The sequence below is a fragment of the Allosphingosinicella sp. genome, assembly GCF_036387615.1.
GTDB lineage: Bacteria > Pseudomonadota > Alphaproteobacteria > Sphingomonadales > Sphingomonadaceae > Allosphingosinicella.
Genome location: NZ_DASVTH010000030.1, coordinates 1 through 22,631 on the forward strand (window position 1 = coordinate 1; position 22,631 = coordinate 22,631).

The 22,631-nt window shown below is 67.2% G+C and carries 25 protein-coding genes; 13 read left to right on the forward strand and 12 right to left on the reverse strand.

Going from position 1 to position 22,631, the window contains the following annotated elements; genetic code table 11:
- From phoB to VF631_RS05395, 7 genes are all read right to left on the reverse strand, one after another.
- Window positions 1-680 (reverse strand): phosphate regulon transcriptional regulator PhoB (phoB, locus tag VF631_RS05365; RefSeq protein ID WP_431849249.1); only part of this gene is annotated, 680 nt, incomplete at its 3' end.
- A complete protein-coding gene (gene phoU / locus VF631_RS05370) occupies window positions 673-1,386 on the reverse strand; it encodes a phosphate signaling complex protein PhoU (protein WP_431849250.1) in 714 nt (237 codons plus the stop codon). The genes phoB and phoU, both read right to left, overlap by 8 nt.
- A gap of 12 nt (window positions 1,387-1,398) precedes the next feature.
- Complete coding sequence (gene pstB / locus VF631_RS05375) at window positions 1,399-2,217, reverse strand: phosphate ABC transporter ATP-binding protein PstB (RefSeq protein WP_431849251.1); 819 nt, start codon at window positions 2,215-2,217, stop codon at window positions 1,399-1,401.
- Between the two features lie 8 nt (window positions 2,218-2,225).
- A complete protein-coding gene (gene pstA / locus VF631_RS05380) occupies window positions 2,226-3,515 on the reverse strand; it encodes a phosphate ABC transporter permease PstA (protein WP_431849252.1) in 1,290 nt (429 codons plus the stop codon).
- Window positions 3,508-4,899 (reverse strand): phosphate ABC transporter permease subunit PstC, encoded by a 1,392-nt coding sequence (pstC, locus tag VF631_RS05385; RefSeq protein WP_431849253.1) that lies wholly within the window; start codon window positions 4,897-4,899, stop codon window positions 3,508-3,510. The genes pstA and pstC overlap by 8 nt, the downstream gene beginning before the upstream one ends.
- A gap of 28 nt (window positions 4,900-4,927) precedes the next feature.
- Window positions 4,928-5,956: a substrate-binding domain-containing protein gene (locus tag VF631_RS05390; protein WP_431849254.1), complete on the reverse strand. Its 1,029-nt coding sequence runs from the start codon at window positions 5,954-5,956 to the stop codon at window positions 4,928-4,930.
- Between the two features lie 124 nt (window positions 5,957-6,080).
- Complete coding sequence (locus tag VF631_RS05395; RefSeq protein ID WP_431849255.1) at window positions 6,081-7,328, reverse strand: ATP-binding protein; 1,248 nt, start codon at window positions 7,326-7,328, stop codon at window positions 6,081-6,083.
- A 96-nt stretch (window positions 7,329-7,424) separates the two neighbouring features.
- Here VF631_RS05395 and VF631_RS05400 point away from each other — a divergent pair, with 96 nt between their 5' ends.
- Genes VF631_RS05400 through VF631_RS05415 form a run of 4 tightly spaced genes read left to right on the forward strand, consistent with a single transcriptional unit; the run spans window position 7,425 to window position 10,003 of the window.
- Complete coding sequence (locus VF631_RS05400) at window positions 7,425-7,829, forward strand: hypothetical protein (protein ID WP_431849256.1); 405 nt, start codon at window positions 7,425-7,427, stop codon at window positions 7,827-7,829.
- A 16-nt stretch (window positions 7,830-7,845) separates the two neighbouring features.
- A complete protein-coding gene (locus VF631_RS05405; protein WP_431849257.1) occupies window positions 7,846-8,124 on the forward strand; it encodes an HPr-rel-A system PqqD family peptide chaperone in 279 nt (92 codons plus the stop codon).
- Window positions 8,121-8,978: an HprK-related kinase A gene (locus VF631_RS05410; RefSeq protein ID WP_431849258.1), complete on the forward strand. Its 858-nt coding sequence runs from the start codon at window positions 8,121-8,123 to the stop codon at window positions 8,976-8,978. Before VF631_RS05405 ends, VF631_RS05410 begins: the two co-directional genes overlap by 4 nt.
- Complete coding sequence (locus VF631_RS05415) at window positions 8,975-10,003, forward strand: nucleotidyltransferase domain-containing protein (protein WP_431849259.1); 1,029 nt, start codon at window positions 8,975-8,977, stop codon at window positions 10,001-10,003. Before VF631_RS05410 ends, VF631_RS05415 begins: the two co-directional genes overlap by 4 nt.
- An 18-nt stretch (window positions 10,004-10,021) precedes the next feature.
- Here VF631_RS05415 and VF631_RS05420 read toward each other — a convergent pair whose 3' ends face one another.
- Genes VF631_RS05420 through VF631_RS05430 form a run of 3 tightly spaced genes read right to left on the reverse strand, consistent with a single transcriptional unit; the run spans window position 10,022 to window position 10,595 of the window.
- On the reverse strand, window positions 10,022-10,237 hold the full coding sequence (locus tag VF631_RS05420; RefSeq protein ID WP_431849260.1) for a hypothetical protein: 216 nt from the start codon (window positions 10,235-10,237) through the stop codon (window positions 10,022-10,024).
- Entirely contained in the window at window positions 10,234-10,410 is a 177-nt protein-coding gene (locus VF631_RS05425) for a hypothetical protein (RefSeq protein WP_431849261.1), read from the reverse strand. Before VF631_RS05425 ends, VF631_RS05420 begins: the two co-directional genes overlap by 4 nt.
- A complete protein-coding gene (locus VF631_RS05430; protein WP_431849262.1) occupies window positions 10,410-10,595 on the reverse strand; it encodes a hypothetical protein in 186 nt (61 codons plus the stop codon). Before VF631_RS05430 ends, VF631_RS05425 begins: the two co-directional genes overlap by 1 nt.
- Before the next feature lie 265 nt (window positions 10,596-10,860).
- On the opposite strand from VF631_RS05430, the gene glmU reads away from it, so the two are divergent.
- Genes glmU through glmS form a run of 4 tightly spaced genes read left to right on the forward strand, consistent with a single transcriptional unit; the run spans window position 10,861 to window position 14,700 of the window.
- On the forward strand, window positions 10,861-12,216 hold the full coding sequence (gene glmU, locus VF631_RS05435) for a bifunctional UDP-N-acetylglucosamine diphosphorylase/glucosamine-1-phosphate N-acetyltransferase GlmU (protein WP_431849263.1): 1,356 nt from the start codon (window positions 10,861-10,863) through the stop codon (window positions 12,214-12,216).
- 30 nt (window positions 12,217-12,246) lie between these two features.
- Window positions 12,247-12,492: a ribbon-helix-helix domain-containing protein gene (locus VF631_RS05440; RefSeq protein WP_431849264.1), complete on the forward strand. Its 246-nt coding sequence runs from the start codon at window positions 12,247-12,249 to the stop codon at window positions 12,490-12,492.
- Between the two features lie 3 nt (window positions 12,493-12,495).
- On the forward strand, window positions 12,496-12,861 hold the full coding sequence (locus VF631_RS05445; RefSeq protein ID WP_431849265.1) for a type II toxin-antitoxin system VapC family toxin: 366 nt from the start codon (window positions 12,496-12,498) through the stop codon (window positions 12,859-12,861).
- Between the two features lie 15 nt (window positions 12,862-12,876).
- Window positions 12,877-14,700 carry a glutamine--fructose-6-phosphate transaminase (isomerizing) gene (gene glmS / locus VF631_RS05450; RefSeq protein ID WP_431849266.1) on the forward strand — a complete coding sequence of 608 codons (1,824 nt, stop codon included), beginning with the start codon at window positions 12,877-12,879 and terminating at the stop codon, window positions 14,698-14,700.
- A 150-nt stretch (window positions 14,701-14,850) separates the two neighbouring features.
- Here glmS and VF631_RS05455 read toward each other — a convergent pair whose 3' ends face one another.
- Both VF631_RS05455 and VF631_RS05460 read right to left on the reverse strand, forming a co-directional pair.
- Window positions 14,851-15,567 carry a DUF3142 domain-containing protein gene (locus VF631_RS05455; RefSeq protein WP_431849267.1) on the reverse strand — a complete coding sequence of 239 codons (717 nt, stop codon included), beginning with the start codon at window positions 15,565-15,567 and terminating at the stop codon, window positions 14,851-14,853.
- The gene (locus VF631_RS05460; protein ID WP_431849268.1) at window positions 15,564-17,660 is read right to left on the reverse strand and encodes a hypothetical protein; all 2,097 of its coding nucleotides are present in this window, start codon (window positions 17,658-17,660) and stop codon (window positions 15,564-15,566) included. Before VF631_RS05460 ends, VF631_RS05455 begins: the two co-directional genes overlap by 4 nt.
- A 111-nt stretch (window positions 17,661-17,771) precedes the next feature.
- Here VF631_RS05460 and VF631_RS05465 point away from each other — a divergent pair, with 111 nt between their 5' ends.
- The 5 genes from VF631_RS05465 (at window position 17,772) to VF631_RS05485 (ending at window position 22,626) form a co-directional block, all read left to right on the forward strand.
- A complete protein-coding gene (locus VF631_RS05465) occupies window positions 17,772-18,131 on the forward strand; it encodes a tRNA-binding protein (RefSeq protein ID WP_431849269.1) in 360 nt (119 codons plus the stop codon).
- Between the two features lie 296 nt (window positions 18,132-18,427).
- Window positions 18,428-20,011 carry an MFS transporter gene (locus VF631_RS05470; RefSeq protein WP_431849270.1) on the forward strand — a complete coding sequence of 528 codons (1,584 nt, stop codon included), beginning with the start codon at window positions 18,428-18,430 and terminating at the stop codon, window positions 20,009-20,011.
- 46 nt (window positions 20,012-20,057) lie between these two features.
- The gene (gene alr, locus VF631_RS05475) at window positions 20,058-21,104 is read left to right on the forward strand and encodes an alanine racemase (protein WP_431849271.1); all 1,047 of its coding nucleotides are present in this window, start codon (window positions 20,058-20,060) and stop codon (window positions 21,102-21,104) included.
- Complete coding sequence (locus VF631_RS05480) at window positions 21,095-21,877, forward strand: MlaE family ABC transporter permease (RefSeq protein ID WP_431849272.1); 783 nt, start codon at window positions 21,095-21,097, stop codon at window positions 21,875-21,877. Before alr ends, VF631_RS05480 begins: the two co-directional genes overlap by 10 nt.
- Entirely contained in the window at window positions 21,874-22,626 is a 753-nt protein-coding gene (locus tag VF631_RS05485; protein WP_431849273.1) for an ABC transporter ATP-binding protein, read from the forward strand. Before VF631_RS05480 ends, VF631_RS05485 begins: the two co-directional genes overlap by 4 nt.
- Window positions 22,627-22,631 lie beyond the last annotated feature (5 nt).

Below are 22,631 nucleotides of genomic sequence, written 5' to 3' on the forward strand. Positions count from 1 at the left end.
TCCAGCGCATAGCCCGCCGAGCGGACGGTCCGGATGATGTCGCTCTTGCCACCCTCGTTGATGGCCTTGCGAAGGCGGCGGATGTGCACGTCGACGGTACGCGGCTCGATGTCGCTGTCGTGGCCCCAGACGCTGTCGAGCAGCCGCTCGCGCGAAAAGACGCGGCCGGGATGTTCGAGGAAATGCTTCAAGAGCCGGAACTCGGTGGGTCCGAGCGAGATCGTCTCACCGCCGCGTTTCACCTTGTGGCTGACGATATCCATCTCGATGTCGGCATAGGTGAGTTGCTCGCCGGCAAGCGCCGGGCGGACGCGGCGAAGCACCGCGCCGACGCGGGCGACGAGCTCGCGCGGAGAGAAGGGCTTGGTGACGTAATCGTCAGCCCCGGTCTCGAGCCCACGCACCCGGTCCGCTTCCTCGCCGCGGGCGGTCAGCATGATGATCGGCACGTTGGCCGTGTCGGGCAAGCGGCGCAGGCGCCGGCAGACCTCGATACCCGACAGGCCCTCGATCATCCAGTCGAGCAGGACCAGGTCCGGCGGGCTCTCCTGCGCGAGCAGCATCGCCTCGTCCCCGTCGCCGGTCTGCTGGACGTCGAAGTCCTCGCGCGTGAAATGATAGATGAGCAGTTCGGCGAGCGCCGCATCATCCTCGACGAGAAGGATGCGGCCCTTACTCACCGGCCCGATCGGCGGCCATATAGGCCGTATCGTCGCCGCGCTGACGCTCGGCGATGTGGTGCCCTGTGGCTGCGAAGTAGACCATCTCTGCGACGTTTGTGGCGTGATCACCGATCCGCTCCAGGTTCTTGGCGACGAACAGGAGGTGCGTCGCCGGGGTGATGTTGTGGGTATTCTCCATCATGTGGGTGAGGAGCGTACGGAAGATCGAGTTGTAGAAATCGTCCACGGCCCGGTCCCGCTCGCAGACCTGAACGGCCTTGTAAGCGTCGCGCGCGGCAAAGGCGTCGAGCACGTTGTGGACCATCTCGCCGGCGATCCGGCCCATTTCGGGGAGCAGCGAGAGCGGCTCGATGGTGGGCGATTCCTCGATGACATGGACGCGCTTGGCGATGTTCTTGGCGTAGTCCCCGATCCGCTCCACGACGCTGGCGATCTTGAGCGCGGCGATCACCTCGCGAAGATCGTCGGCCATCGGCGCACGCAGCGCAATCAGCTGGACTGCGGCGCGCTCCACTTCCGCCTCGATCGCGTCGATCCTGGCGTCCTCCTGGACGACGCGGATTGCGGTCTCGCTGTCGCGCTGGACCAGCGCGCGCATGGAATCGGTGATTGCGGTCTCGGCCAGGCCGCCCATCTCCGCGATGAGGGCGCGCAGCTGATCGAGTTCGTCGTCAAAAGCTTTAACGGTGTGGGCGGCGCTCATCTCTCGTCCTGATCAGCCGTAGCGGCCGGTGATGTAATCCTTGGTGCGGGTCTCGCGCGGATTGGTGAAGATCTCGGACGTGTCGCCATATTCGACGAGATGACCGAGGTGGAAAAAGGCGGTGCGCTGCGACACGCGCGCCGCCTGCTGCATATTGTGGGTGACGATCACGATCGCATAACGGCCGCGCAATTCGTGGATCAGTTCCTCGATTTTGGCGGTGGCGATCGGATCGAGCGCGGAGGCCGGCTCATCCATCAGGATGACCTCGGGATCGACCGCGATGGCGCGGGCGATGCACAGCCGCTGCTGCTGGCCGCCAGAGAGCGCGGTGCCGCTTTCCGTCAGCCGATCCTTGACCTCTTCCCACAAGCCGGCGCGGCGGAGCGATTTTTCGACGACCTGGTCCATATCGGCCTTGCCGGAGGCGAGCCCATGGATGCGTGGGCCATAGGCGACATTTTCGTAGATCGACTTGGGGAAGGGGTTCGGCTTCTGGAACACCATGCCGACTCGGGCGCGAAGCTGCACGACGTCCATGTCGGGCGAGTAGATATTCTCCCCGTCGAGTTCGATCGTGCCGTCGACCCGCGCGCTCGGGATCGTATCGTTCATCCGGTTGATGGTGCGCAGGAAGGTCGATTTGCCGCAGCCGGACGGGCCGATGAAAGCGGTGACATTCTCCTGGTTCACCTCGATCGAAACATTGTCGATCGCCTTTTTCGCTCCGTAATAGACGTTGACGTTGCGCGCGACGATCTTGGGCGCGGCGTCGCGGCGGTGATCCGCCTGCTGGCGCGCGGCGAGCCCGTTCAGGGATTGGTCGGTCATTGTGAGGGTCACCAGCGGCGTTCGAATTTGTTGCGGAGGTAGATGGCGACGCCGTTCATGGCGAGCAGGAAGACGAGCAGCACGATGATCGCGGCCGAGGTCTTCTCGACGAAGCCGCGGCTGACCTCGTCCGACCACAGGAAGATCTGAACGGGAAGGACGGTCGCCGGATCCGAAACGCCACCCGGCGGCGAGGCGATGAAGGCGCGCATGCCGATCATCAGCAAGGGCGCGGTCTCGCCGAGCGCGCGGGCCATGCCGATGATGGTGCCGGTCAGGATGCCGGGAAGCGCCAGCGGCAGGACGTGGTGGAAGACGACCTGGATCCGGCTCGCTCCGATGCCGAGCGCGGCGTCGCGGATCGAGGGCGGCACCGATTTGATCGCGTTGCGGCCGGCGATGACGGTCACCGGCATGGTCATCAGCGCAAGCGTCAGCCCGCCGACGATCGGCGCCGATCGCGGCAGGTGCATGAAGTTCAAGAAGACGGCGAGCCCGAGCAGGCCGAAAATGATCGATGGCACCGCCGCGAGGTTGTTGATCGACACCTCGATAATGTCGGTCCAGCGGTTCCGCGGCGCATATTCTTCCAGGTAAACGGCTGAGAGCACGCCGATCGGGAAGGCGAGGGCGAGCGTCACCAGCATGGTCAGCAGCGAGCCCTTGAACGCGCCCCAGATGCCCGCGACAGTCGGATCTGTCGCGTCCGCACCGGACAGGAAGCGGGCGTTGAACCCAGTCTGGACCGCACCGGCCTGCGCCAGCCGCCCGTAATCCGCTTCGTCGTTCGCCTCCGCATCGTGCTTCGCGGCGGTATCGAGATCGCTGGAGGCAGGCAGCCAGAGCGTCTCAGTGCGGCGCAGGATGGCCGGGTCGTCCTTGATCCGTTCACGTACGCGAAGCCATGCGCCTTCCGACAGATAGGCTGGACCTTCGCGGCCGTATTGCGCCTCCGCGGCCCTGCGCACCGCGCCGTCGATGTCGGCGGCCGCCAGGGCATCGTCTGCGCGATCTCCGGACAGCGAAGCCGGGTCGATCACCAGCCCGCTGCGGGCGAAATCCACCGTCAGCCGAATCTCGGTCTGCGTGAAGCCGCGAATGCCGTTCGCGAACATGTTGAACAACAAAAAGGCCAGGAACGACGCGGCGAGCAGGATCGCGAACAGCCCAAGCAGGCGGAAGCGACGCTCGGCCGCGTAGCGCCGGCGGATCCGGCGCTGCATCGCCTGCGCCTTCCAGTCGGTCGGGACGCGGGCGGTGAGCCCGGCCGCTGCGGCGGGGGCGGAAGCGCTACTCATAAGCCTCCCGGTACCTTTTCACCACGCGAAGGGCGACGATGTTGAGCAGCAAGGTCACGATGAACAGCACCAGGCCCAGCGCGAAGGCGGCGAGCGTTTTGGCGCTGTCGAACTCCTGGTCTCCGGTCAGCAGCTGGACGATCTGGGTTGTGACGGTCGTCACGCTGGCAAACGGGTTGGCGGTGAGATTTGCGGCGAGACCCGCGGCCATCACGACGATCATGGTCTCCCCAATCGCGCGGCTGACAGCGAGCAGCACGCCTCCGACGACGCCGGGCAGAGCGGCGGGAACGAGCACCCTCTTGATCGTTTCCGATGTGGTGGCGCCCATCGCGAGCGAGCCGTCGCGCATGGCCTGCGGCACGGCCGCGATCGAATCGTCCGCCATGGAGGACACGAACGGAATGATCATAATTCCCATGACGAGACCCGCGGCGAGCGCGGATTCGGAGGACGCTCCCGGGATGCCGAGTGTCTGCCCGAAGCTGCGGATCGCGGGCGCCACGGTGAGCGCCGCGAAATAGCCGTAGACCACCGTCGGCACGCCGGCGAGGATCTCGAGCAGCGGCTTCATCCAGCTGCGCGTGCGCGCACTCGCATATTGGGTGAGGTAGATGGCGCTGAGCAGGCCGAGCGGGATCGCAACCAGCATCGCAATGATCGCGCCGATGAAGATCGTGCCCCAGAAGAGGGGGATTGCGCCGAACGAGCCGGACGATCCCGCCTGGTCTGCGCGGATCGCGGTCTGCGGGCTCCAGGTCGTCCCGAACAGAAACTCGATCGGGCTGACCAGGGCGAAGAAGCGCAGCGATTCGAACAGGAGAGACAGGACGATGCCGAGCGTGGTCAGGATCGCGATCAGCGACGCGATCAGCAGCGTCGCCATCACGACCCGCTCGACCTTGGTCCGCGCGCGGAAATGTGGGGAAAGCCGCGTGAAGCCGAACGCGCCGCCCGCGAAGGCGAGCAGCAGCGCGGCGATGCCGCCGATCATGCCGATCCTGCCCTGGGCGCGCTCGAACTCCGGCGCGATCTGGGTCGCCTCGGCGTTGAAGGCGGCCTGCTGGGCGCCGTCGGCAAGCGCGCGCGCTTCCTGGAGGATGGCTTCGCGTTGCAATGGCTCGGCCGGCAGGATCGACGCGGCGGGACTCTCCAGGACCGATTGACGGACGAGTCCTGGCGAGACGGCGCTCCAGACGCCGATGAACGCCAGGGCGGGCAGCACCGCCCACAGCGCGACATACCAGCCGTGGTAGCCGGGCAGCGAATGGGGCCGGTTCCCGCCCGGAGCAGCGACGGCGAAAGCGGTCGCCTTGGCGCGCGCCGCGAGCCAGGCGAGCAGGCCGAAGCCAAGAACGAGGAGCGCGATCGCAGCGGTCGACACTAGACCCTCGAAGCGAACTGAAAGAGCGTCACTTGAGCGTGCCGGGATCGAGCGGAACAAGCTGAGTCGCAGCCTGGACGGCCTGCATGCGGACCTCGGGCGGGGAGGGGATCAGGCCCCGAAGGGCCAGGTAACGGCCCGGCTCCCAGCCCCGCGCATATTCGGCGAGGAATTCCTTCATGCCGGGCACCACGCCGACATGCTCACCCTTGGCGTAGATGTAGATTTGCCGCGCGCCCGGATAACTGAGGTTGCTGATCGTCTCGACCGAGGGAGCGACGCCGTTCAGCGAAACCGCTTTCACCCGGTCGAGATTTTCTTCGAGAAAGCTGAACCCGAGCACGCCCAGCGCACCCGGATTGCCGGACACTTTCTGGACGAGCAGGTTGTCGTTCTCGCCCGCTTCGATGAACGGCCCGTCCTCGCGGATCTTGGTGCAGATATTCTTGTGAGCATCGAAGTCCCGCGCCTTCAGCGCCTTCATGGCGGGATCGGTGTCGCAGCCTTTTTCCAGGATCAGTTCGGCAAAGCTGTCGCGGGTGCCGGATGTCGGCGGAGGTCCGTAGACCTGGATCGGGATTGCCGGGAGCGTCGGATTGACGTCGGCCCAAGTGCGCGCGGTTTGCGGCTTTCCGAACGGGCGGTCGGCAAGCGCCTTGTAGACGTCCGCCACGGCCAGGTTCAGCGGCCGCGAGTTCCTGCTTTCAATCAGCGCCAGGCCGTCGATCCCGACCGCCACCTCGATGATGCGCTGAACGCCATTCTTCTGGCAATTCTCGACCTCGCTCTTCTTGATTCGCCGCGAGGCGTTGGTCATGTCGGGGAAGAGATTGCCGACACCGTCGCAAAACAGTTTCAGCCCAGCGCCCGTGCCCGTCGACTCCACGATCGGCGATTCGTAGCGGGGGTGCATTTGGGTGAAGCGCTCGGCCACCGCCGTGGTGAATGGATACACGGTAGAGGAGCCGACGATCTGGATCTGCGTGCTCGGGCCGGCATTGCCGCATCCGGCAACGAGCAGCGCGCCGAAAGCGGCCGTCAGCATTGCCTTGATCACGCGAACCTCCATGCCGCGGACCGCGGCCGAGTCCTTCCCTTAGGACCTTCGGACGCGCCTTGTGTGACGCTTTCGTGAACCTTTTGTGACAATCTGGTCCGTTCGGTGGCAGCCGCTCAGCCGCTCAGCCGGTCGAGACTTCCTCCGCCTTGTTCTGCGATCTGGGCAGGTAAACGTGAACGGACGTGCCCTCCCCAGGCGTCGAGCGGATATCAAGGCGACCGCGATGGCGTCCCACGATGTGCTTGACGATCGCGAGGCCCAGCCCCGTGCCGCCGACCAGTCGGCTGCGGCTGGGATCGACCCTGTAGAAGCGCTCCGTCAGGCGGGGCAGGTGCTCGGCCGCGATGCCCTCCCCATGATCGATCACGCTGAGGCGTAGCATCTCGGGCCCTGAATCCTGAAAGGCGACAGTGACCTCGCTTCCCGGTCGGCCATATCGCAGCGAATTGGTGAGCAGGTTTTGAAGAAGCTGGGACAGCTGGTTGCGATCGCCGAGCACGATCGGGTCGGTCTCTCCGCGCTTCACCTGGATGGAGGCGCCCTTATCCTCAAGCAACGCGGCGAGGCCCGCCCTCACTTCCTCCACCAACGGCAGTAGCTCGACCGACTCGCGCGGCAAGGTGAAGCGCTCGGCCTCGATCCGGGACAGCGAGATGAGGTCATCGACCAGCCGGTGCATGCGCCGCGCCTCGTCCCACATGATGCGAAGGAAGCGCGAGCGGGTCGGCGCGTCCGCCGCGACGCTTTCGTCCGAGAGGGTTTCCAGGAAGCCGAGCAGGGTGGCCAGCGGAGTGCGAAGCTCGTGGCTGGAATTGGCGACGAAGTCGGTGCGCATCTGCTCGGAGGCGTGGGCCTCGCTGCGGTCGATCAGGCGAACAAGGCGGCTGCCGTCGCGAAGCCGGGTCACCGTCATTTCCCAGCGCCGCTCGCGCTCGCCGAGGCCGACCAACTCGGTGCGGGTGACGCGTTCGCCCGGCTCCGAACCGTCGCGGTCGATCAGGCGCTCGGCCGCCGCCGGGTGGCGGATGGCAAGGCGTACGTCGACTCCCTCGATATGCTCGCCCAGTACCGAGCGCGCCGCAGGATTGGCGAAGAGCACGCGACGATTGCGCACGATCAGCAGCGGATCGCCGACGGCTTGGAGCAAGTCCAAGGTTTCGGGAAGGGGCGGCAGTCCGGCGGTTTCGATCGGCTGATCGGGCGGGCGCTGGCCGGCGGCGGCGGGCCAGGCGAGTGCGGCGGCAGTGATCCCCGCAAACAAGGCGAGCAGGGCGGCGGCGAGCGGGGCCCCGGCCAGCAGAGCCAGCGCCACGCCCACGGCGGCCGCCCCGACGCCCGCCAGCGCCCGCAAGAACCACCCCCTGCTCATCCGGCATGTCTCTTAGCGGGATGGGGCGGCCTTCGCCATGCTCGCAATTCGGGCGCTTTACCGTTACGAAACTCGGCACGTGTATCCGGAGCCCTTATGAGCGACGCGTCCAATCCGCAGGCCGATCCCGCGACCAAGCCCACCCGGCGCACGGTGCTGGCGATCGGCGCCGTGGCGGCGTCCACCGTGATCACCGTCCGCCCTGCGCTGGCGCAAACGGCGGGATCGGTGCTGAACTGCGAGATCCCGGTACCGGCGCCGCAAGCCGCCGGCAGTTATATCGCGCAGGACGGCAGCCTGGTCCCGGCCGGAACCGCGGGAGCCTTCCCGCCACCGCCGCGGCCGATCACCGGCGAGGAGGCCAAGGCGCTGCTGCGCGGCGGCCCAACCCCGGCCGGCATCGACAGCCAGTCCGCCCAGGCTTACGCCAACTACATACGCCGTTTGCAGGCGGGGATGAGCGGCTTCACCTGCTACGCCTCGCTGCAGATGCCGCGCTGAGCGGCACGGAAGAACCGTGCCGGGCCACGAGCCCCGCTTTCGCGCTGACCCGGCGGATGCGGTGCGGAGTGCCCAACTCGAAGCGCTGACCATCCTTTTTCACCGTCCGTCCGGCATGACGCATGTGCTTGCCCCGCCGGGGCCGCAGATCCTGGAAATCTTGCGTGCGGGCGAGGCCACGCTGAACGAGCTCAGAGATCGGATGTCGGAGCGGTTCGAGCTGACCGGGGGTGACGATGCGCTGGCGGTTCGGCTGGAAGAGCTGGTGACCGCCGGCCTGGTCGAACGGCTGTGAGACACCAGTTCCGCCTCGAGGTCGGGCCGGTCCGGTTCAGGGTCGGGTCCGATTGGGCCGCCCCGATCCGGGCGCTCGGCGCGCTCTACGCCGGCTATCCCCAGTGGGACGGACCTTGCGACTTCACCGTCCGGTTGGAGGCTGAGCGGCCGTGGCGCAGATGGCTACGGCCTTCGGTCGCAATTCGCGGCGACTTCACGCTGCCCGACGCCGTGCCGATGGCGCTGGAGCATGGCCTGCTCGCGGCCGAGATGGGCATGAACCTGCAAATGGCGCTGGGCTGCCGTCGACACCTGCTGCTTCACGCCGCCAGCGTCGAGCGGGCCGGCCGCGCGCTGATCATCACCGGCCTGTCCGGCTCCGGCAAGTCGACGCTCTCCGCCCTGCTGGGCGAGCGCGGCTGGCGCTTCATGGGGGACGAGTTCGCGCTGCTCGACATGACAGACGGAAGGCTGCACCCATTCCCGCGCGCGGTCAGCCTCAAGAACGAGTCAGTCGAGGCGCTTCAAACGATCGTCCAGGCGGAGCGGTTCGGCCCATGGCTGCGGGGCACCCCCAAGGGCGCGATCCGGCACTTGCGGCCAAACAACGAGGCGGTGGCGCGGATGGGGGAGCCTGCCGCACCCTTTGCGATCCTGTTTCCCCGCTTCGGTCGCGATCTGGAGCGCGCGGTCCGGCCGGTCGGCGCGGCGGAAGTGTTCGTGCGGCTCACCCAGGCTTCGACCAATTATGTTGCGCTGGGGGAGCGGGCGTTCGACGCGCTGACGCGGCTGGTCGCGAGCGTACCCGCTTACGCGATCGATTATCCGAGCACCGAGGCGGGCTTGGCGCTCGTCGACGAGCTGACGCAATGAAGGATGTCCGGCTGCTGGTCGCTGCACTGCGCGATCCGGCCTCGGTGACCGGCCTTTCCGGCGAGGGGTGGACCGCGCTTGTCGCGATCGCCAGGGCCGAGAGCCTGCTCGGCAGCCTCGCATTCCGATTGCGCGATCAAGCGGCGCCCGAGCGGGTTTCGGTCATCCTCGCGGAGGCGCGCGACCATGCGGAGCTGGCTCGCCGACAGGCGCTGTGGGAAGCGGAGATGGCTCGGCGGGCCTTGGCGCCGCTCGGCGTGCCGGTGATCCTGCTCAAGGGCACCGCGTACGCCGCCGCCGGGCTTCGGGCGAGCGAAGGGCGCTCGATCGGCGATCTCGACATCCTGGTGCCGCGCGAAAGCCTGCCCGTCGTCGAGACTGCGCTGCTCGGGGCCGGATGGGAATGGGTCAAGGAAGACGCCTATGACGATCTTTACTACCGCCAATGGATGCATGAGCTGCCGCCGCTCATCCATCGCGAGCGGGACCGGATGATCGACGTCCACCACACGATCCTGCCACTCACCGCGCGACCAAAGCCGTTGCCGCGGGAAATGATCGAAAAAAGCCGGCCATTGTCGAACGGCTTACGCGTCCTTTCCCCGGAACACATGATCCTCCACGCAGCCGCACACCTGATCGCCGACGGCGACTTGTCTGGAGGTCTCCGCAACCTTTGGGACATCGACTGCCTGTTTCGACAGTTCTCTGGCAGCGACGGCGACTTCCATCTCCGCGTATTCGAGGAGGCCTCCGCCCACGGCCTCGAACCCCAGGTCGCGCGATCGTTTAGGCTCGCGCAACAGATATTCGGCACGCCGCTGCCGGCTTACAGCACGACCCTTCGATCCATTCTTTCGGAGCGCCGAAGCGATGCTCATTTCCGCGCTCGTCTCCTTGCCCGCAATGGCTGGGGGAAGGAAACGCGTAAGGGCCTGCGTCTCGCCTTCTACATCCGCTCGCACTGGCTGCGCATGCCGCCGCTGATGCTGGCGCGGCATCTCTGGACAAAGGCGCGCCGCTGAATCGCGCGGTCCGCCAGGTCAGCTGTGGTCGGGATCGTTCGTCGCCGATGCGACCGACGGGCCACGAGCGTCGGCCCCGTTCTGCGCTTCGAGGCGGTCGGCCTTGAGGTCCAGTTCAGTCGCGAGTTCGCTCAACGAGGCACCGACATCCGACGCATATTCGCGAGCAAACACCCGGCAGCGCTCGGCCCGGGCGCGCAGCCCTTCGGGTTGAGCTTCCGGGTCGGAACTCATGCGGCCCGCTCGTCCCGCAGCCGTTCGTCCCGCCGACGCTGACGTGAAACTTCGCTCCTGCGATAGCCGCGACGCTCCTTGCGCCACTCGCGAGAGACCCAGAGCCAGGTGCCAAGACAGCATAGAGCCAGGGCGGCCATCAGCCCATAGGCGAGGAGAAGACGCGGCTCCATCAGGGAAGCACAGGTCCGGCGGAGACGCCATCAAAGCCAAACTGGCGTTCGGCTTTCCCGTCGGCGATCAGCCCGGTGTAGAGCTCCGCCAAGCGCTCGTGCGCGGCCTTGGCCGGCGGGCTGGCGGCGGCATCGGCGCGCATCAAGGAGACTTGCTGCCGATGATAAAGATAGTTGAAGTCCATAACGCGCACCATTTCTGTACAAGCGGGAGCGCGACGGTCTCTCAGGCGCGCAGATGCTACCAAAGAGCTGCACGATGCCGGCCGCCTAGCACGGGCCGGCCGCTTCCCCCAGTGAATTCGGGCCGGCCGCCTCGCCACGAGGTCCTGCGCGCGCTCGCAAGCCTGGCGTCCAGCTCCTTCGCGGCGCCATGAAGGGAGCATGCGGTGCGCCCGTGTGCTCGACATTTTGTGGAAAAAACAACCTTCTCGTGCAAATGCGGCGCCGATGAGAGCCGCCCGCCCGTTCGCCGCCGTGATCCTTGCCGCCGGCAAGGGTACCCGCATGAAGTCCGACCTGCACAAGGTGCTGCATCCGATCGCCGGGCGCGCCATGCTCGATCATCTGCTCGGCGTGGTCGACCGGCTCCAGCCCGCGCACAAGATCGTCGTGGTCGGAAGCGGGCGCGAGCAGGTGGAACATCTGGTCAGCGCGCGCGGCGGCAAGGTGGTGGTGCAGGATCGGCAGCTCGGGACGGCCCACGCGGTGCGGCAGGCGCAATCGGCACTGGGCGGCTTCGAGGGCGACGTGCTGGTGCTCTACGGCGACACTCCGCTGGTCGAGGCGGAGACCATGTCGCACATGCTGGAGCGGCTGAACGCGCCCGATGCGCCGGCCGTAGTGGTGGTCGGCTTCCGCCCGGAGGACGCCGGCGCTTACGGCCGCATCATCGCAGGGCCGGACGGCACGATCGAGAAGATGGTCGAATTCAAGGATGCGAGCCCCGAGGAGCGCGCGATCGACCTGTGCAACAGCGGGCTGCTCGCCGCGAAAAGTGAGCAACTGTTCGGGCTTCTCGCCCGCGTCGGCAACAACAATGCGGCCGGCGAATATTACCTGCCCGACATCGTCATGCTGGCGCGCGAGAGCGACCGCGCTTCGGTGGTGATCGAGGCCCAGCCCTGGGAGATGGCCGGCGTCAACAGCCGCGCCGAGCTCGCCTTGGTGGAAGCCGAGTGGCAGCGGCGGCGTCGGCTGAAAGCCATGGCCGACGGGGTGACCTTGGTCGCGCCCGAGACGGTCTGGTTCGCGCACGACACCGAGATCGGCCGCGACAGCGTCGTCGAGCCCCATGTCGTGTTCGGCCCCGGCGTCCGGATCGGCGAATGCGTGACTATCCGCGCGTTCAGCCACATCGAAGGCGCGACGGTGGAGCGGAACGCCGAAATCGGTCCCTATGCGCGGCTGCGCGCCGGGGCGGAGATCGGGGAGAACGCCAAGGTCGGCAATTTTGTCGAAGTCAAAAAGGCAAAGCTCGGCGCAGGGGCCAAGGCCAACCACCTTTCCTATATCGGCGACGCAGAGATCGGCGCGAGGGCCAACATCGGCGCCGGCACCATCACCTGCAATTATGACGGCTTCGGCAAGTACAAGACGGTGATCGGGGAGGGAGCGTTCATCGGCTCGAACAGCGCGCTGGTGGCCCCCGTCACCATCGGCGCGGGCGCGATCGTCGGGGCGGGAGCCGTGGTCACCAAGGACGTCGGCGATGATGCACTTGCCCTCGTTCGACCTCCGCAGCGCGAGCTGCAAGGCTGGGCCGCCAAGTTCCGGGAACAGAAGAGCGCGGCTAAGAAGCCTTGATCCGATATCATGATATGATATCTAGATTGCATGCGTATCCTGACTGACATCCCTGACGAGGATGTTGCCAAGCTCGATGCGCTCGCGGCGCAGTCGAAGAGTTCGCGGGCGGCCACGATCCGCGAGGCGGTTAAATTGTACCTTGTCCAGGCCGACAACAGCAAGGACTGGATCGAGCGATGGGCCGGCCTTTGGGAGGACCGCGACGATATCCCCGATGGAGTGGAATATCAGAGGGCGATGCGCGAAGACCGCCGACCCTACGAAGACATCTGATCGGTGTCCCTCCCTTTCTTCGACACCAACATCGTCATCGATTGGCTGAAGCGGCGCCCGGAGGCGACCGCGGAGTTGTCGCGCTACAATGGCCATCGCATCAACCGGATCGTCTGGACCGAAGTCATGGCGGGGGAGGCTTTGGAGCGCCGGGACCTTGTCCGGCAGGCGCTCTCACATTTCGAGGTCGTTGAGCTTGACGAGCGGATTTCGATGGCGGCTGCCGACATTCGCTTCCGATCGCGGATGAAGCTTATGGACGCCTACATACTCGCCACGGCACAGGTGAACGGGGCAATTCTGATCACACGCAATATCAAGGATTTCCCGGTCAACATGCCGGGAATTCGGGTCCCTTACACGCTCTAGGAAAGTAAGCATCCCATGTGCGGAATCATTGGAATTGTTGGCGCCGAGCCGGTCGCGGATCGGCTGCTCGACGGTCTGAAGCGCCTCGAATATCGCGGCTATGACTCGGCGGGTATCGCGACCATCGTGGACGGCGCGATCGAGCGGCGGCGCGCGCCCGGCAAGCTCAAGAACCTGGCGGCCCGGCTGCGCGAGGCGCCGCTCGATGGCGAGACCGGCATCGCCCACACGCGCTGGGCGACGCATGGCGCGCCGACCGAGGACAACGCCCATCCACACACCGTCGGCGACGTCAGCCTGGTCCACAACGGCATCATCGAGAATTTCAAGCCGCTCCGGGACGAGCTGATCGCGTCCGGAGCGCAGTTCGCCAGCCAGACCGACAGCGAGGTCGTCGCCCACCTGATCGCGCGCGAGGTGGACGGGGGCAGCAGCCCGCAGGACGCCGTCGCCGCCGTGCTGCCGCGCCTGCACGGCGCCTTCGCGATCGCCGTCATGTTCCGCTCGCAGCCCGACCTCCTGATCGGCGCCCGGCTCGGCGCTCCGCTCACCGTCGGCTACGGCGATGGCGAGAATTATCTCGGCTCCGACGCTCTGGCGCTGGCGCCGCTGACGCAGCGCATCGCCTATCTGGAAGAGGGCGACTGGGCAGTCGTTCGCCACTCGAAGGTTGAGATCTTCGACAGCGCCAACCAGCCGGTGAAACGCCGTATCGTGAACTCGGGCGCATCCGGCCAGATGATCGACAAGGGCAATCACCGCCACTTCATGCAGAAGGAAATCTACGAGCAGCCGATCGTCGTCGCGCAGACGCTGCAATCCTATCTGCGCCCGCTCGAACAGCAGGTCGCGCTGCCGGACATGGAGTTTGACCTCGCCACCGTTGAGCGTGTCGCGATCGTCGCCTGCGGCACTGCCTCCTATGTCGGCATGATCGGCAAATACTGGATCGAGCAGTTCGCCCGGCTGCCGGTCGAAGTCGATGTCGCCTCCGAATTCCGCTACCGCGATCCGGTCCTGCTCCCCAACACGCTCGGCATCGTCGTTTCCCAGTCCGGCGAGACCGCCGACACGCTCGCGGCGCTTCGGCACATGAAGGCGAACGCGGTCACGACCGCCGGTATCATCAATGTGCCGACCAGCTCGATGGCGCGCGAGGTCGACCTGCTGCTGTCGACTCATGCCGGGCCGGAAATCGGTGTGGCGTCGACCAAGGCCTTCACTTGCCAGCTCGCCGTCATGGCCGCGCTCGCGGCCAACCTCGCCCGCGCCAAGGGGAAGCTCTCCCCAGACGCGGAACGCGACATCGTCGCCCAGCTTTCCGAAGCGCCCGCGGCGATGAATGCGGCGCTCGGCCACGACCGCGAGATCGAGCGCATGGCCCATGTCATCGCCGCGGCCCGCGACGTCCTCTATCTTGGGCGGGGCACCGATTATCCGATGGCCCTCGAAGGCGCTCTCAAGCTCAAGGAAATCAGCTACATCCACGCTGAAGGCTATGCTTCCGGCGAGATGAAGCATGGTCCGATCGCGCTGATTGACGAAGCGGTTCCGCTGATCGTGCTGGCGCCGTCCGGGCCGCTGTTCGACAAGACCGTATCCAACATGCAGGAGGCGCAAGCCCGCGGCGCCAAGGTGGTGCTGATCTCGGACGCGGACGGCATCGCCCAGGCCGGCGGCGGCGCAATGGCCACGATAGAGATGCCCAAGGTCCATCCGCTAATCGCGCCGCTCGTTTACGCCATTCCGGTCCAGCTCCTCGCCTACCATGTCGCGGTCGCCAAAGGCACGGACGTCGACCAGCCGCGCAACCTGGCGAAATCGGTGACGGTGGAATAAAAACGTTTTCACGCGGCGTGTCGGGCCGGTGCATCTTCGCAATGCGCCGGGGGCGCAGCTCGGAATGCGCGGAGGCGGCGATCTGGGCGCTGACCGAGCTCATGCTGCCGCGGCTGGGCGAGCCGAGCATCAGGATGTTGGGAGGCGGCTTCAGGGCCGCGGGGGGGCGGGATTGACGAGGAAGACGATCGTGCCGCGGTAGTTGCGGTTGCTGGTGAGGCCGGGCGGCGGGGTCCAGTCGCCGCCCTGAAGGATGCCGATGCGGAAGGGGAGGGGCAGGCGATCGAGGGTGGCCAGGTAGCGCTCGTAGCCGGGAATGACGCGGCGGCCCTGGTAGATTTGCAGCGCCGCCTCGTCGACCACACCGGCCAGCGCGGCAAGGCCGGCGGGATCGCCGTTCGCGCTCCAATCGAGCAGGCCCGTGATACCGAGCCGGCAATCGGCCGGGAGGCGGGCGCGCAGATAGGCGAGGAACGCGGCATAGTCGGCGAGGTGGCGGGTGCGGGCGTCGAAGTCGATCTGGACCCCGACGATCCGGCCGCCGGCCGCGCGCCAGCGGGCGAGGGTGGCGAGCAGCTGATCGTAAACGGGCCGTGGCCAACGCAAGGTCTCGACCCGGACCGCCAGCCAGATTTCGGGGCCGCGGATCCGCGGCGCGGCGGCGCGCTGGCCAATGAGGCGGACCGGCCCGCCGCGCGCGGTGACCTCGCCGGCGAGGATGTATAGACTGTGGGCCTGGCGCAGGACGGGCTGGGGCTCGACGCCGGCCCAGAGCCAGAAATGGTCGTGGTCGCGCGCGTCGACCGGGGCAGCCGCGGCGGGCGCGGCGAAGAGCGCGAGCGCGAGGGCGGGCGCAGCGATCCTCACCAGTAGAAGCGCAGCGCCTTCGCCCAGCGCGAGGCGGGATGGTCCTTCTTGAGCTGCAGGAACCAGGCGCGGCGCTGATCGACCGGCACGTCCTCGCCGCCGCAACCGTTCATGCGCGCCGGGGCATAGCAGCGGACGGCGCGGTACAACGCATAGGCCTGGTCGGGCGCGGCGGCCTTCGGATCGGCGATGATCGACTTGTAGAGTTCGAGCCGGGAAAAAGGCTGGCCGGGGAAAAGAGAAGCGGTGCCGCCGAGTTCATCGGCCGGCGGGCGGATGGCCTCGATGCCGTCGAAGCCGTTGACGCGGAGGAACTCGGCCACGCATAGCCGCGCGGTGGGGTCTGCTGCATTGCCGACGAGCCGGGCCACGCTGGCCTTGAGCGTGGGGCAGCCATGATCGCCGGTGCCGCCGCGGACGAACACGGCGGCGGGGATATCTTGGTTGAGGCCGAGTTCGCCGGACGCCGGCTCCACCGAGGCGGAGGCGGGCACCAGCGCGACATCGGCGAGGAATTCGCGGTAGCGGCCGCGGCTCAGCTCCTTGAACAGAAGGGTGAAGAGGGCGAGCTCGCGTTCCCGGCGGGGGGCGGCGGCGTCCTGGGCCTGCTGGCGCAGCAGGTCCGCGCCGGCGACATTGGCGAGCAGCACCTGGCGGATCGCGGAGGTGCGGACCGGGGAGCCGGCCGCGAACAGGCGGGAGAGGCCGCCGTTGCGCTCCTCGTGCAGGGCAAGCGCGAGTTCGACCGTCGCGCGCTGGTTGGGGGCGGTCGCTCCGGGCAGCAGCTCCAGCCAGAAGCCGCGCGCGTTGCGGTCGCGGGTCGCGTCGAGAGCCATGCCGCGCAGCATCTGCCGGCTGAACTGGAGCGCGGTGAAGGAGCGCTGCCGCGCAGCGTCCGGGATGAGGCTGAGCACTTCGGCGGGAGTCCGCGCGACGAAGAAGGCGTGGGTCGCGAGCAGATGATCGAACAGCGGCTGGTGACCCGAGAAGTGGCGTCGCTGCGCTTCCAGTTCCGACCGGGTCAGAATCTCCGGGATGACCGCGCTGTCCTCGCCGGCTTTCACCCGCATCCGCTGGAGATCGAGGGTGGCGAGCAGCAACGGGTCGCTGGTCTGGTAGGGGGCGAGCTGGGGAAGGAGCTTGTGGTCAATCTCCTCGGCGAGCGCGGCCGGGCCGAGCCCGCGCTCGTCGTCGCTTTGCGCGAACGCGGCGGCATAAGCGGGGGCGAGCTTGCCGAGGTCGCCAGCCAGCCAGTGGACGCGGCGAAGCAGGCCACGCGCGGAGCGGGCGTAGCGGCCGGCACGATGATCGCGAAGATAGTGTCGGAGCTCGCTTTCGGCGGCGGCGAGCGCCTTGGAGTCGAGCTCGCCTGGCTTTCTAGGCGTCCCATATTCGTCGAAGGCGTCGAGCTGGGCGCGGTTCACCTCGACGCGGGCGAGCATGTAGCGCGCGGCTTCCCGCAGCCACGCGTCGTCGGCCTTGGCGAGGGCGGCGAAGGCGGTCGCCGCCTCGTCGAAGCTGCCGTCGTAGAAGGCGCGGGCGCCCTCCAGGTAGCGGGCGAAATCCCGGGCGGTCCGCGAGTTGATCCCGGCCAGCCTGGTGGCTGCACCAGGGCTCGGGCCGGCGCAGTTCGGCTTCAGATCGCGGCGGGCGGCGATCAGCGCGGCGCGCTCGCCGTCCGGCAGGTCGCGGGCGGCGGCGACCGCCGCCTCGAAACTCGCTGCGCCGGTTGCGTTGCTGCGGCAGCGCGAGCCCTCGCCATCGGCGAAGCTGCTGTTGGGCGCCGGCTCGGCAGCGGTCTTGAAGCGGGCTCGAAAGCCGGACCAGTCGAACAAAGGCTCCGGGAGGTAAGGATCGTAGCCGCCCGGTTCGGCCTGCGCGGGCGGAGCCTGTCTGCCGGCCTTGTCGAGCAGCAGCAGGGTAAGGTTCACGCGCGTATCGTTGCCGGGGGCGAGGAAGATGAGGTTGTCGCAGCCCGCCGCCTGGTCGAGCTTCCAGCTCGGCCCGCACCCGTAATCGCCGCTGGCGCGCGCAGGCGCATGCCAGGTTGCCAGACCGAGCAGCCCAATGAACGGCACGCAGAGCCGAAGCATGACCCTCTCCACCAACCCGGACGGAGGATGCGCCGCGAGGGCGAAACGGTCAATCGCCGCAGCGGGTTTCGCCGATGTTGACAGCGGCTGCGCATCGCGGCTGTTGGCTGCATGAGCAAGACTGAGGATGCGGCCGCTCCGATCAGCTTCGATCAGTTCCTCGCGGTGGACATCCGCGTAGGGATGATCGTCGATGTCCAACCCTTTCCGGAGGCGCGCAAGCCGGCGTTGAAGCTCGTCATCGACTTCGGCGCGGAGCTGGGCAGGCGTAAATCATCGGCCCAGATCACCGAGCTTTACACAATCGAGCAGTTGATCGGGCGGCAGGTGATCGCGGTCGTCAACTTCCCGCCGCGCCAGATCGGCCCGTTCCGCTCGGAAGTGCTGACGCTGGGGCTGCCGGGGGAGGAGGGCGCGGTGGTGCTGGTCGAACCGGAGCGGCCGGTGCCCAACGGAGCGCGGCTGTTCTGAGCGGCTACAAATATCGGATCGCGGCCAAGGCGGCGACTGCGAGCGCGATGACCGCGAGCAGGAAGCCATAATCGAATGCCCTCGCCTTGCGCTTGAGGTGCATGCGGGTGGTGTAGTCGATGCGTCGTCGGAGAAAGTTTAGAATGAGCGGGTCCTTGCCTGCGCTTTAGCTCGGAACCGCGCCGGGCGAAACCCTCCGCCGCTGAAGTTCGAGTGGGCTGATCGCCGAACTCGCGCCGGCTTGCCGATCCCCTGCGCTCCCGCCTAAGGCTTGGAAAGCAAGGGAGCGGAAGGGGATGGCGACGGCGGCAGCCGAGGAATATGTGGTGGACGCAAAGCGCGATCGGCTGGTGATCACCGCCTCTGCGCTCGGCACGGTGTTCGAATGGTATGATTTCTTCCTCTACGGCATCCTGGCGGCCTTGCTCGGAAAGCTGTTCTTTCCCGCCGACAACCCAACTGCGGCGACGCTCGCCAGCCTGGCGGCGTTCGGGGCGGGGTTCGGCGTGCGCCCGCTCGGCGCATTGCTGTTCGGCTGGTTCGGCGACCGGATCGGACGCAAATACACCTTCCTGATCACCATCACCCTGATGGGCGGGGCGACCGCGGCGATCGGGCTGTTGCCGACCTACCAAGAGGCGGGATTGTGGGCGCCGGCCTTGCTCGTTCTCTTGCGACTGCTCCAGGGTCTTGCCCTGGGAGGCGAATATGGCGGCGCGGCCATCTACGTGGCCGAGCATGCGCCGCGGGATAAGCGCGGGCAATATACGAGCTGGATCCAGGTGTCGGTGGTCGGCGGCTTCCTGCTCTGCCTCGTCATGGTGCTGTCCTGCCGAGCCGCGCTGACGCCCGAGCAGTTCGACGCCTGGGGTTGGCGCGTGCCGTTCCTCGCCTCGATCCTGATGCTCGCAGTCTCGCTCTACATCCGCCTCAAGCTCAAGGAGAGCCCGGTCTTCCAGGCGATGAAGGCGGCGGGGACGACCTCGCGCAATCCGTTCAAGGACAGCCTGACCTATCCGGGGAACATGGGCCGGGTGCTCGTCGCCCTGTTCGGCGTCGCGGCGGGGCTGACCGTCATCTATTATACCTCGCAGTTCGGGACGCTGTACTTCCTGCAAGGGACTGCTCGCGTCGGCGAGACGGAGGCTCTGATGTACATGGCGGTCGGCGCCGCACTCGCCGCGCCGCTCTATGTCGGCTTCGGCGCGCTGTCGGACCGGATCGGCCGCAAGAAGATCCTGCTCACCGGCTATGCGCTGTCGCTGGTGCTGATCTTTCCCTTGTTCCACATGATGGCGGACGGGGCGAACCCGGCGCTGGCGCGCGCGACAGCGGCCTCGCCGGTGCGGCTTGAGCTGCCCGCCGATTGCGATTTCAGCGTCTTCGCCAAGCCCGAGACCGATTGCGCCAAAGCGCTCGGCTATCTCAGCAAACGCGGCGTGTCGTACGACAAGGCGGTTTCGGGCGGAGTGGCGCTGAATGTCGGCGCACAGCGGGTCACGGGCTTCGACGAGACGGCTTACAAGGCGGCTCTGGTCGCTGCCGGCTATCCGGACAAGGCCGACCCAGCGGAAAAGCAGCAGTGGAAGATCATCCTCGCGATCGCGATCATGGTGGCGCTGTCGGCCATGACCTACGGCCAGGTCGCGGCCATTTTGGTCGAGATGTTCCCGGCCCGAATCCGCTATACCTCGATGTCGGTGCCCTACCATATCGGATCGGGCTATTTCGGCGGATTCCTGCCGCTCATCTCGCAATATATCGTGGTCAGGACGGGCGATGCCTATGCCGGCCTGTGGTACACGGTCGCGGTGGTGGCAATGGCTCTGGTGGTGAGCGCGATCTGGCTGCCCGAGACCGCGGGCAAGGAGCTTGACTGAGGTCCTTGCCTTGCAGCGGCGAGCGTCCTTCCATACCGCGCCCACCATGTCCTCGGCTCACCTTCCACTGCGTTTGAAGCTCGACGGCCGGGCGCTCGTCGCTAATTGGCGCTGGCTGGCCCGGATGAGCGGGCGGGCTGCATGTGGAGCAGCGGTCAAGGCGAACGGCTACGGGCTCGGGGCTGCGGAGGTGGTACGGCGTCTTGCCGACGCCGGCTGCCGGGACTTCTTCGTCGCCACCTGGGGGGAGGCTGAAGGCGTGCTGCCATGGATAGGCGAGGCTTCGGTTTCGGTGCTGCACGGCCTGGCTCCCGAGGATGTTGCGCGGGCGCACAGCTCGCGGGCCCGTCCGGTGCTGAATACGCCGTTGCAGGTCGCGCGCTGGCGGGAGAGCGGGGGAGGGCGCCCTTGCGATGTGATGATCGACACCGGGATGAACCGGCTCGGCCTCAGCCTGCGCGATGTTTCGGACGGGCTGCTCGACGGCCTCGCGATCGAGACCCTGCACAGCCACCTCGCCTGCGCCGACGAGGACGTACCTGCCAATCACCGGCAGCGACGGGCGCTCGCGGCGCTTGCCGACAAGGTTCCCGCGCGCCGGCTGAGCCTCGCCAACAGCGCGGGCATCTGCCTGGGACCCGATTACCATTTCGATCTGACCCGGCCCGGGCTGGCCTTGTACGGCGGGGTGCCCAGGCCGGAGGCGGAGGGGCATATCGCGCCCGTGGTCCGGCTGGAGACGCAAATCGTGCAGCGGCGGCGGATCGGGCCGGGCGACGCGGTCGGCTATAATGCGACCTTCACCGCCGATCGCGAGATGGAGCTGGCGATCGTCAATCTCGGCTACGCGGACGGCTATCTGCGCGGCTTCTCAGGCAGCGGTCGGGCGCGGGTCGGCGGGGACCTGGCGCCGGTCGTTGGGAGGGTGTCGATGGACCTGACCGCGATCTGCGTGGACGCCGCGCCGGAACTGGCTGAGGGCGACTGGATCGAGATGGACTTCGACCTGCAGCGCGCTTCCGCCCAGTCGGGCCTGTCGCAATATGAACTGCTGACCACGCTCGGCGGGCGGCACCAGCGCGTATGGAGCTAGCGCTCCGCCCCTTCGCCGCGCTCGGCGCCGCCGCGATCGGCCTGCTTGCCGCGGTCGGGCGTGTCTCGCTGTTCGCGATCCGAGCGCTTCGCCGGGGTCTAACCCCGCCTTATTACCCGTTGCGCCTGCTCGACGGACTCATTCAGATCGGCTGGCTGTCGCTGCCGGTGGTCGGCCTCACCGCCATCTTCACCGGCGCGGCGCTTGCCCAGCAAATCTATGTCGGCGGGTCGCGGCTCAACGCGCAGTCGGCGGTGCCCGCAATCGTGGTGATCGGGATCGTGCGCGAGCTTGGGCCGGTGCTGCTCGGGCTGATGGTGGCAGGGCGGGTCTCGTCCGCCATGGCCGCCGAGCTCGGCACGATGCGGGTCACGGAGCAGCTCGACGCGATGGCGACGCTGCGCACGGACCCGTACCGCTACTTGATCGCGCCGCGGATCATTGCCGCGGTGATCGCGATGCCGCTGCTGGTCCTGGTCGCCAATGCGATCGGCGTGCTCGGCGGTTATCTGCTCTCCGTCCACAAGCTCGGCTTCAACGCCACCCGCTATCTAGAAACGACCAGGCGCGTCCTCGAGGCGGACGACATCCTGATGTCGCTGATCAAGGCGGCAGTGTTCGGCTTCTTCATCGCACTCATGGGCTGCTACCATGGTTTTCAATCAGGCGGAGGCGCGGCCGGAGTGGGGAGGGCGACAACGGCGGCCGTTGTTTCGGCCTTCATCCTCATCCTCCTGTCCAACCTGCTCATCACCGTGACGGCGTTCGGATGACGCCCAAAATCGCCATTCGCGGGCTTACCAAGAGCTTCGGCGAGAAGCGTGTCCTGTCCGGCCTCGATCTGGACGTCGCGCCCGGCGAGTCGGTTGCGGTGATCGGCCAGTCAGGCACCGGCAAGTCGGTCATGCTGAAATGCATCCTCGGCCTGCTCGCGCCCGACGGAGGATCGATCCGCGTCGATGGCGAGGAGGTGGTCGGGCTGGGTCCTCGCGATCTCCAGCGCGTTCGTGCCACGTTCGGTATGCTGTTCCAGGGCAGCGCTCTGTTTGATTCGCTACCGGTCTGGCGCAACGTGACGTTCGGCCTCACCCAGGGGAGGCTCCGCGAAGCCGCCGCGATGCGCGCGCGCGCGGCGCAGCTGCTCGAGAAGGTGGGGCTCGGCGCCCAGGTGCTTGACCTCAAGCCTGCCGAACTGTCCGGCGGCATGCAGAAGCGAGTCGCGCTCGCCCGCGCAATCGCGCCCGGGCCGGACATCTTGTTCTTCGACGAGCCCACCACCGGTCTCGATCCGATCCGCGCTCACGTGATCGATAATCTGATCACCAGCCTAGTCCAGGATCTCGGCACCACCGCGCTCACCATCACCCACGATCTGGCGAGCGCCAGGCGGATCGCGCATCGCGTGGCGATGCTCCACGATGGCCAGATCGTCTGGCAGGGCCCGCGCGAGGCGCTCGACTGCTCGGGACATCCGGTCGTGGAGCAGTTCGTGGAAGGGCGGGCCGAGGGCCCGATCCGCTAAAAAGA

Excerpts from the sequence above, each read along its gene's own strand:
- VF631_RS05485 (WP_431849273.1), top strand. The coding sequence starts at position 21,874 with ATGACGCCCAAAATCGCCATTCGCGGGCTTACCAAGAGCTTCGGCGAG.
- VF631_RS05420 (WP_431849260.1), bottom strand. The coding sequence starts at position 10,237 with ATGAGTTCCGACCCGGAAGCTCAACCCGAAGGGCTGCGCGCCCGGGCC.
- VF631_RS05425 (WP_431849261.1), bottom strand. The coding sequence starts at position 10,410 with ATGGAGCCGCGTCTTCTCCTCGCCTATGGGCTGATGGCCGCCCTGGCT.
- VF631_RS05395 (WP_431849255.1), bottom strand. The coding sequence starts at position 7,328 with ATGAGCAGGGGGTGGTTCTTGCGGGCGCTGGCGGGCGTCGGGGCGGCC.
- phoU (WP_431849250.1), bottom strand. The coding sequence starts at position 1,386 with ATGAGCGCCGCCCACACCGTTAAAGCTTTTGACGACGAACTCGATCAG.
- alr (WP_431849271.1), top strand. The coding sequence starts at position 20,058 with ATGTCCTCGGCTCACCTTCCACTGCGTTTGAAGCTCGACGGCCGGGCG.
- glmU (WP_431849263.1), top strand. The coding sequence starts at position 10,861 with ATGAGAGCCGCCCGCCCGTTCGCCGCCGTGATCCTTGCCGCCGGCAAG.
- VF631_RS05415 (WP_431849259.1), top strand. The coding sequence starts at position 8,975 with ATGAAGGATGTCCGGCTGCTGGTCGCTGCACTGCGCGATCCGGCCTCG.
- glmS (WP_431849266.1), top strand. The coding sequence starts at position 12,877 with ATGTGCGGAATCATTGGAATTGTTGGCGCCGAGCCGGTCGCGGATCGG.
- VF631_RS05400 (WP_431849256.1), top strand. The coding sequence starts at position 7,425 with ATGAGCGACGCGTCCAATCCGCAGGCCGATCCCGCGACCAAGCCCACC.
- VF631_RS05465 (WP_431849269.1), top strand. The coding sequence starts at position 17,772 with ATGAGCAAGACTGAGGATGCGGCCGCTCCGATCAGCTTCGATCAGTTC.
- pstA (WP_431849252.1), bottom strand. The coding sequence starts at position 3,515 with ATGAGTAGCGCTTCCGCCCCCGCCGCAGCGGCCGGGCTCACCGCCCGC.
- VF631_RS05480 (WP_431849272.1), top strand. The coding sequence starts at position 21,095 with ATGGAGCTAGCGCTCCGCCCCTTCGCCGCGCTCGGCGCCGCCGCGATC.
- VF631_RS05430 (WP_431849262.1), bottom strand. The coding sequence starts at position 10,595 with ATGGACTTCAACTATCTTTATCATCGGCAGCAAGTCTCCTTGATGCGC.
- VF631_RS05440 (WP_431849264.1), top strand. The coding sequence starts at position 12,247 with ATGCGTATCCTGACTGACATCCCTGACGAGGATGTTGCCAAGCTCGAT.
- VF631_RS05460 (WP_431849268.1), bottom strand. The coding sequence starts at position 17,660 with ATGCTTCGGCTCTGCGTGCCGTTCATTGGGCTGCTCGGTCTGGCAACC.
- VF631_RS05470 (WP_431849270.1), top strand. The coding sequence starts at position 18,428 with ATGGCGACGGCGGCAGCCGAGGAATATGTGGTGGACGCAAAGCGCGAT.
- pstB (WP_431849251.1), bottom strand. The coding sequence starts at position 2,217 with ATGACCGACCAATCCCTGAACGGGCTCGCCGCGCGCCAGCAGGCGGAT.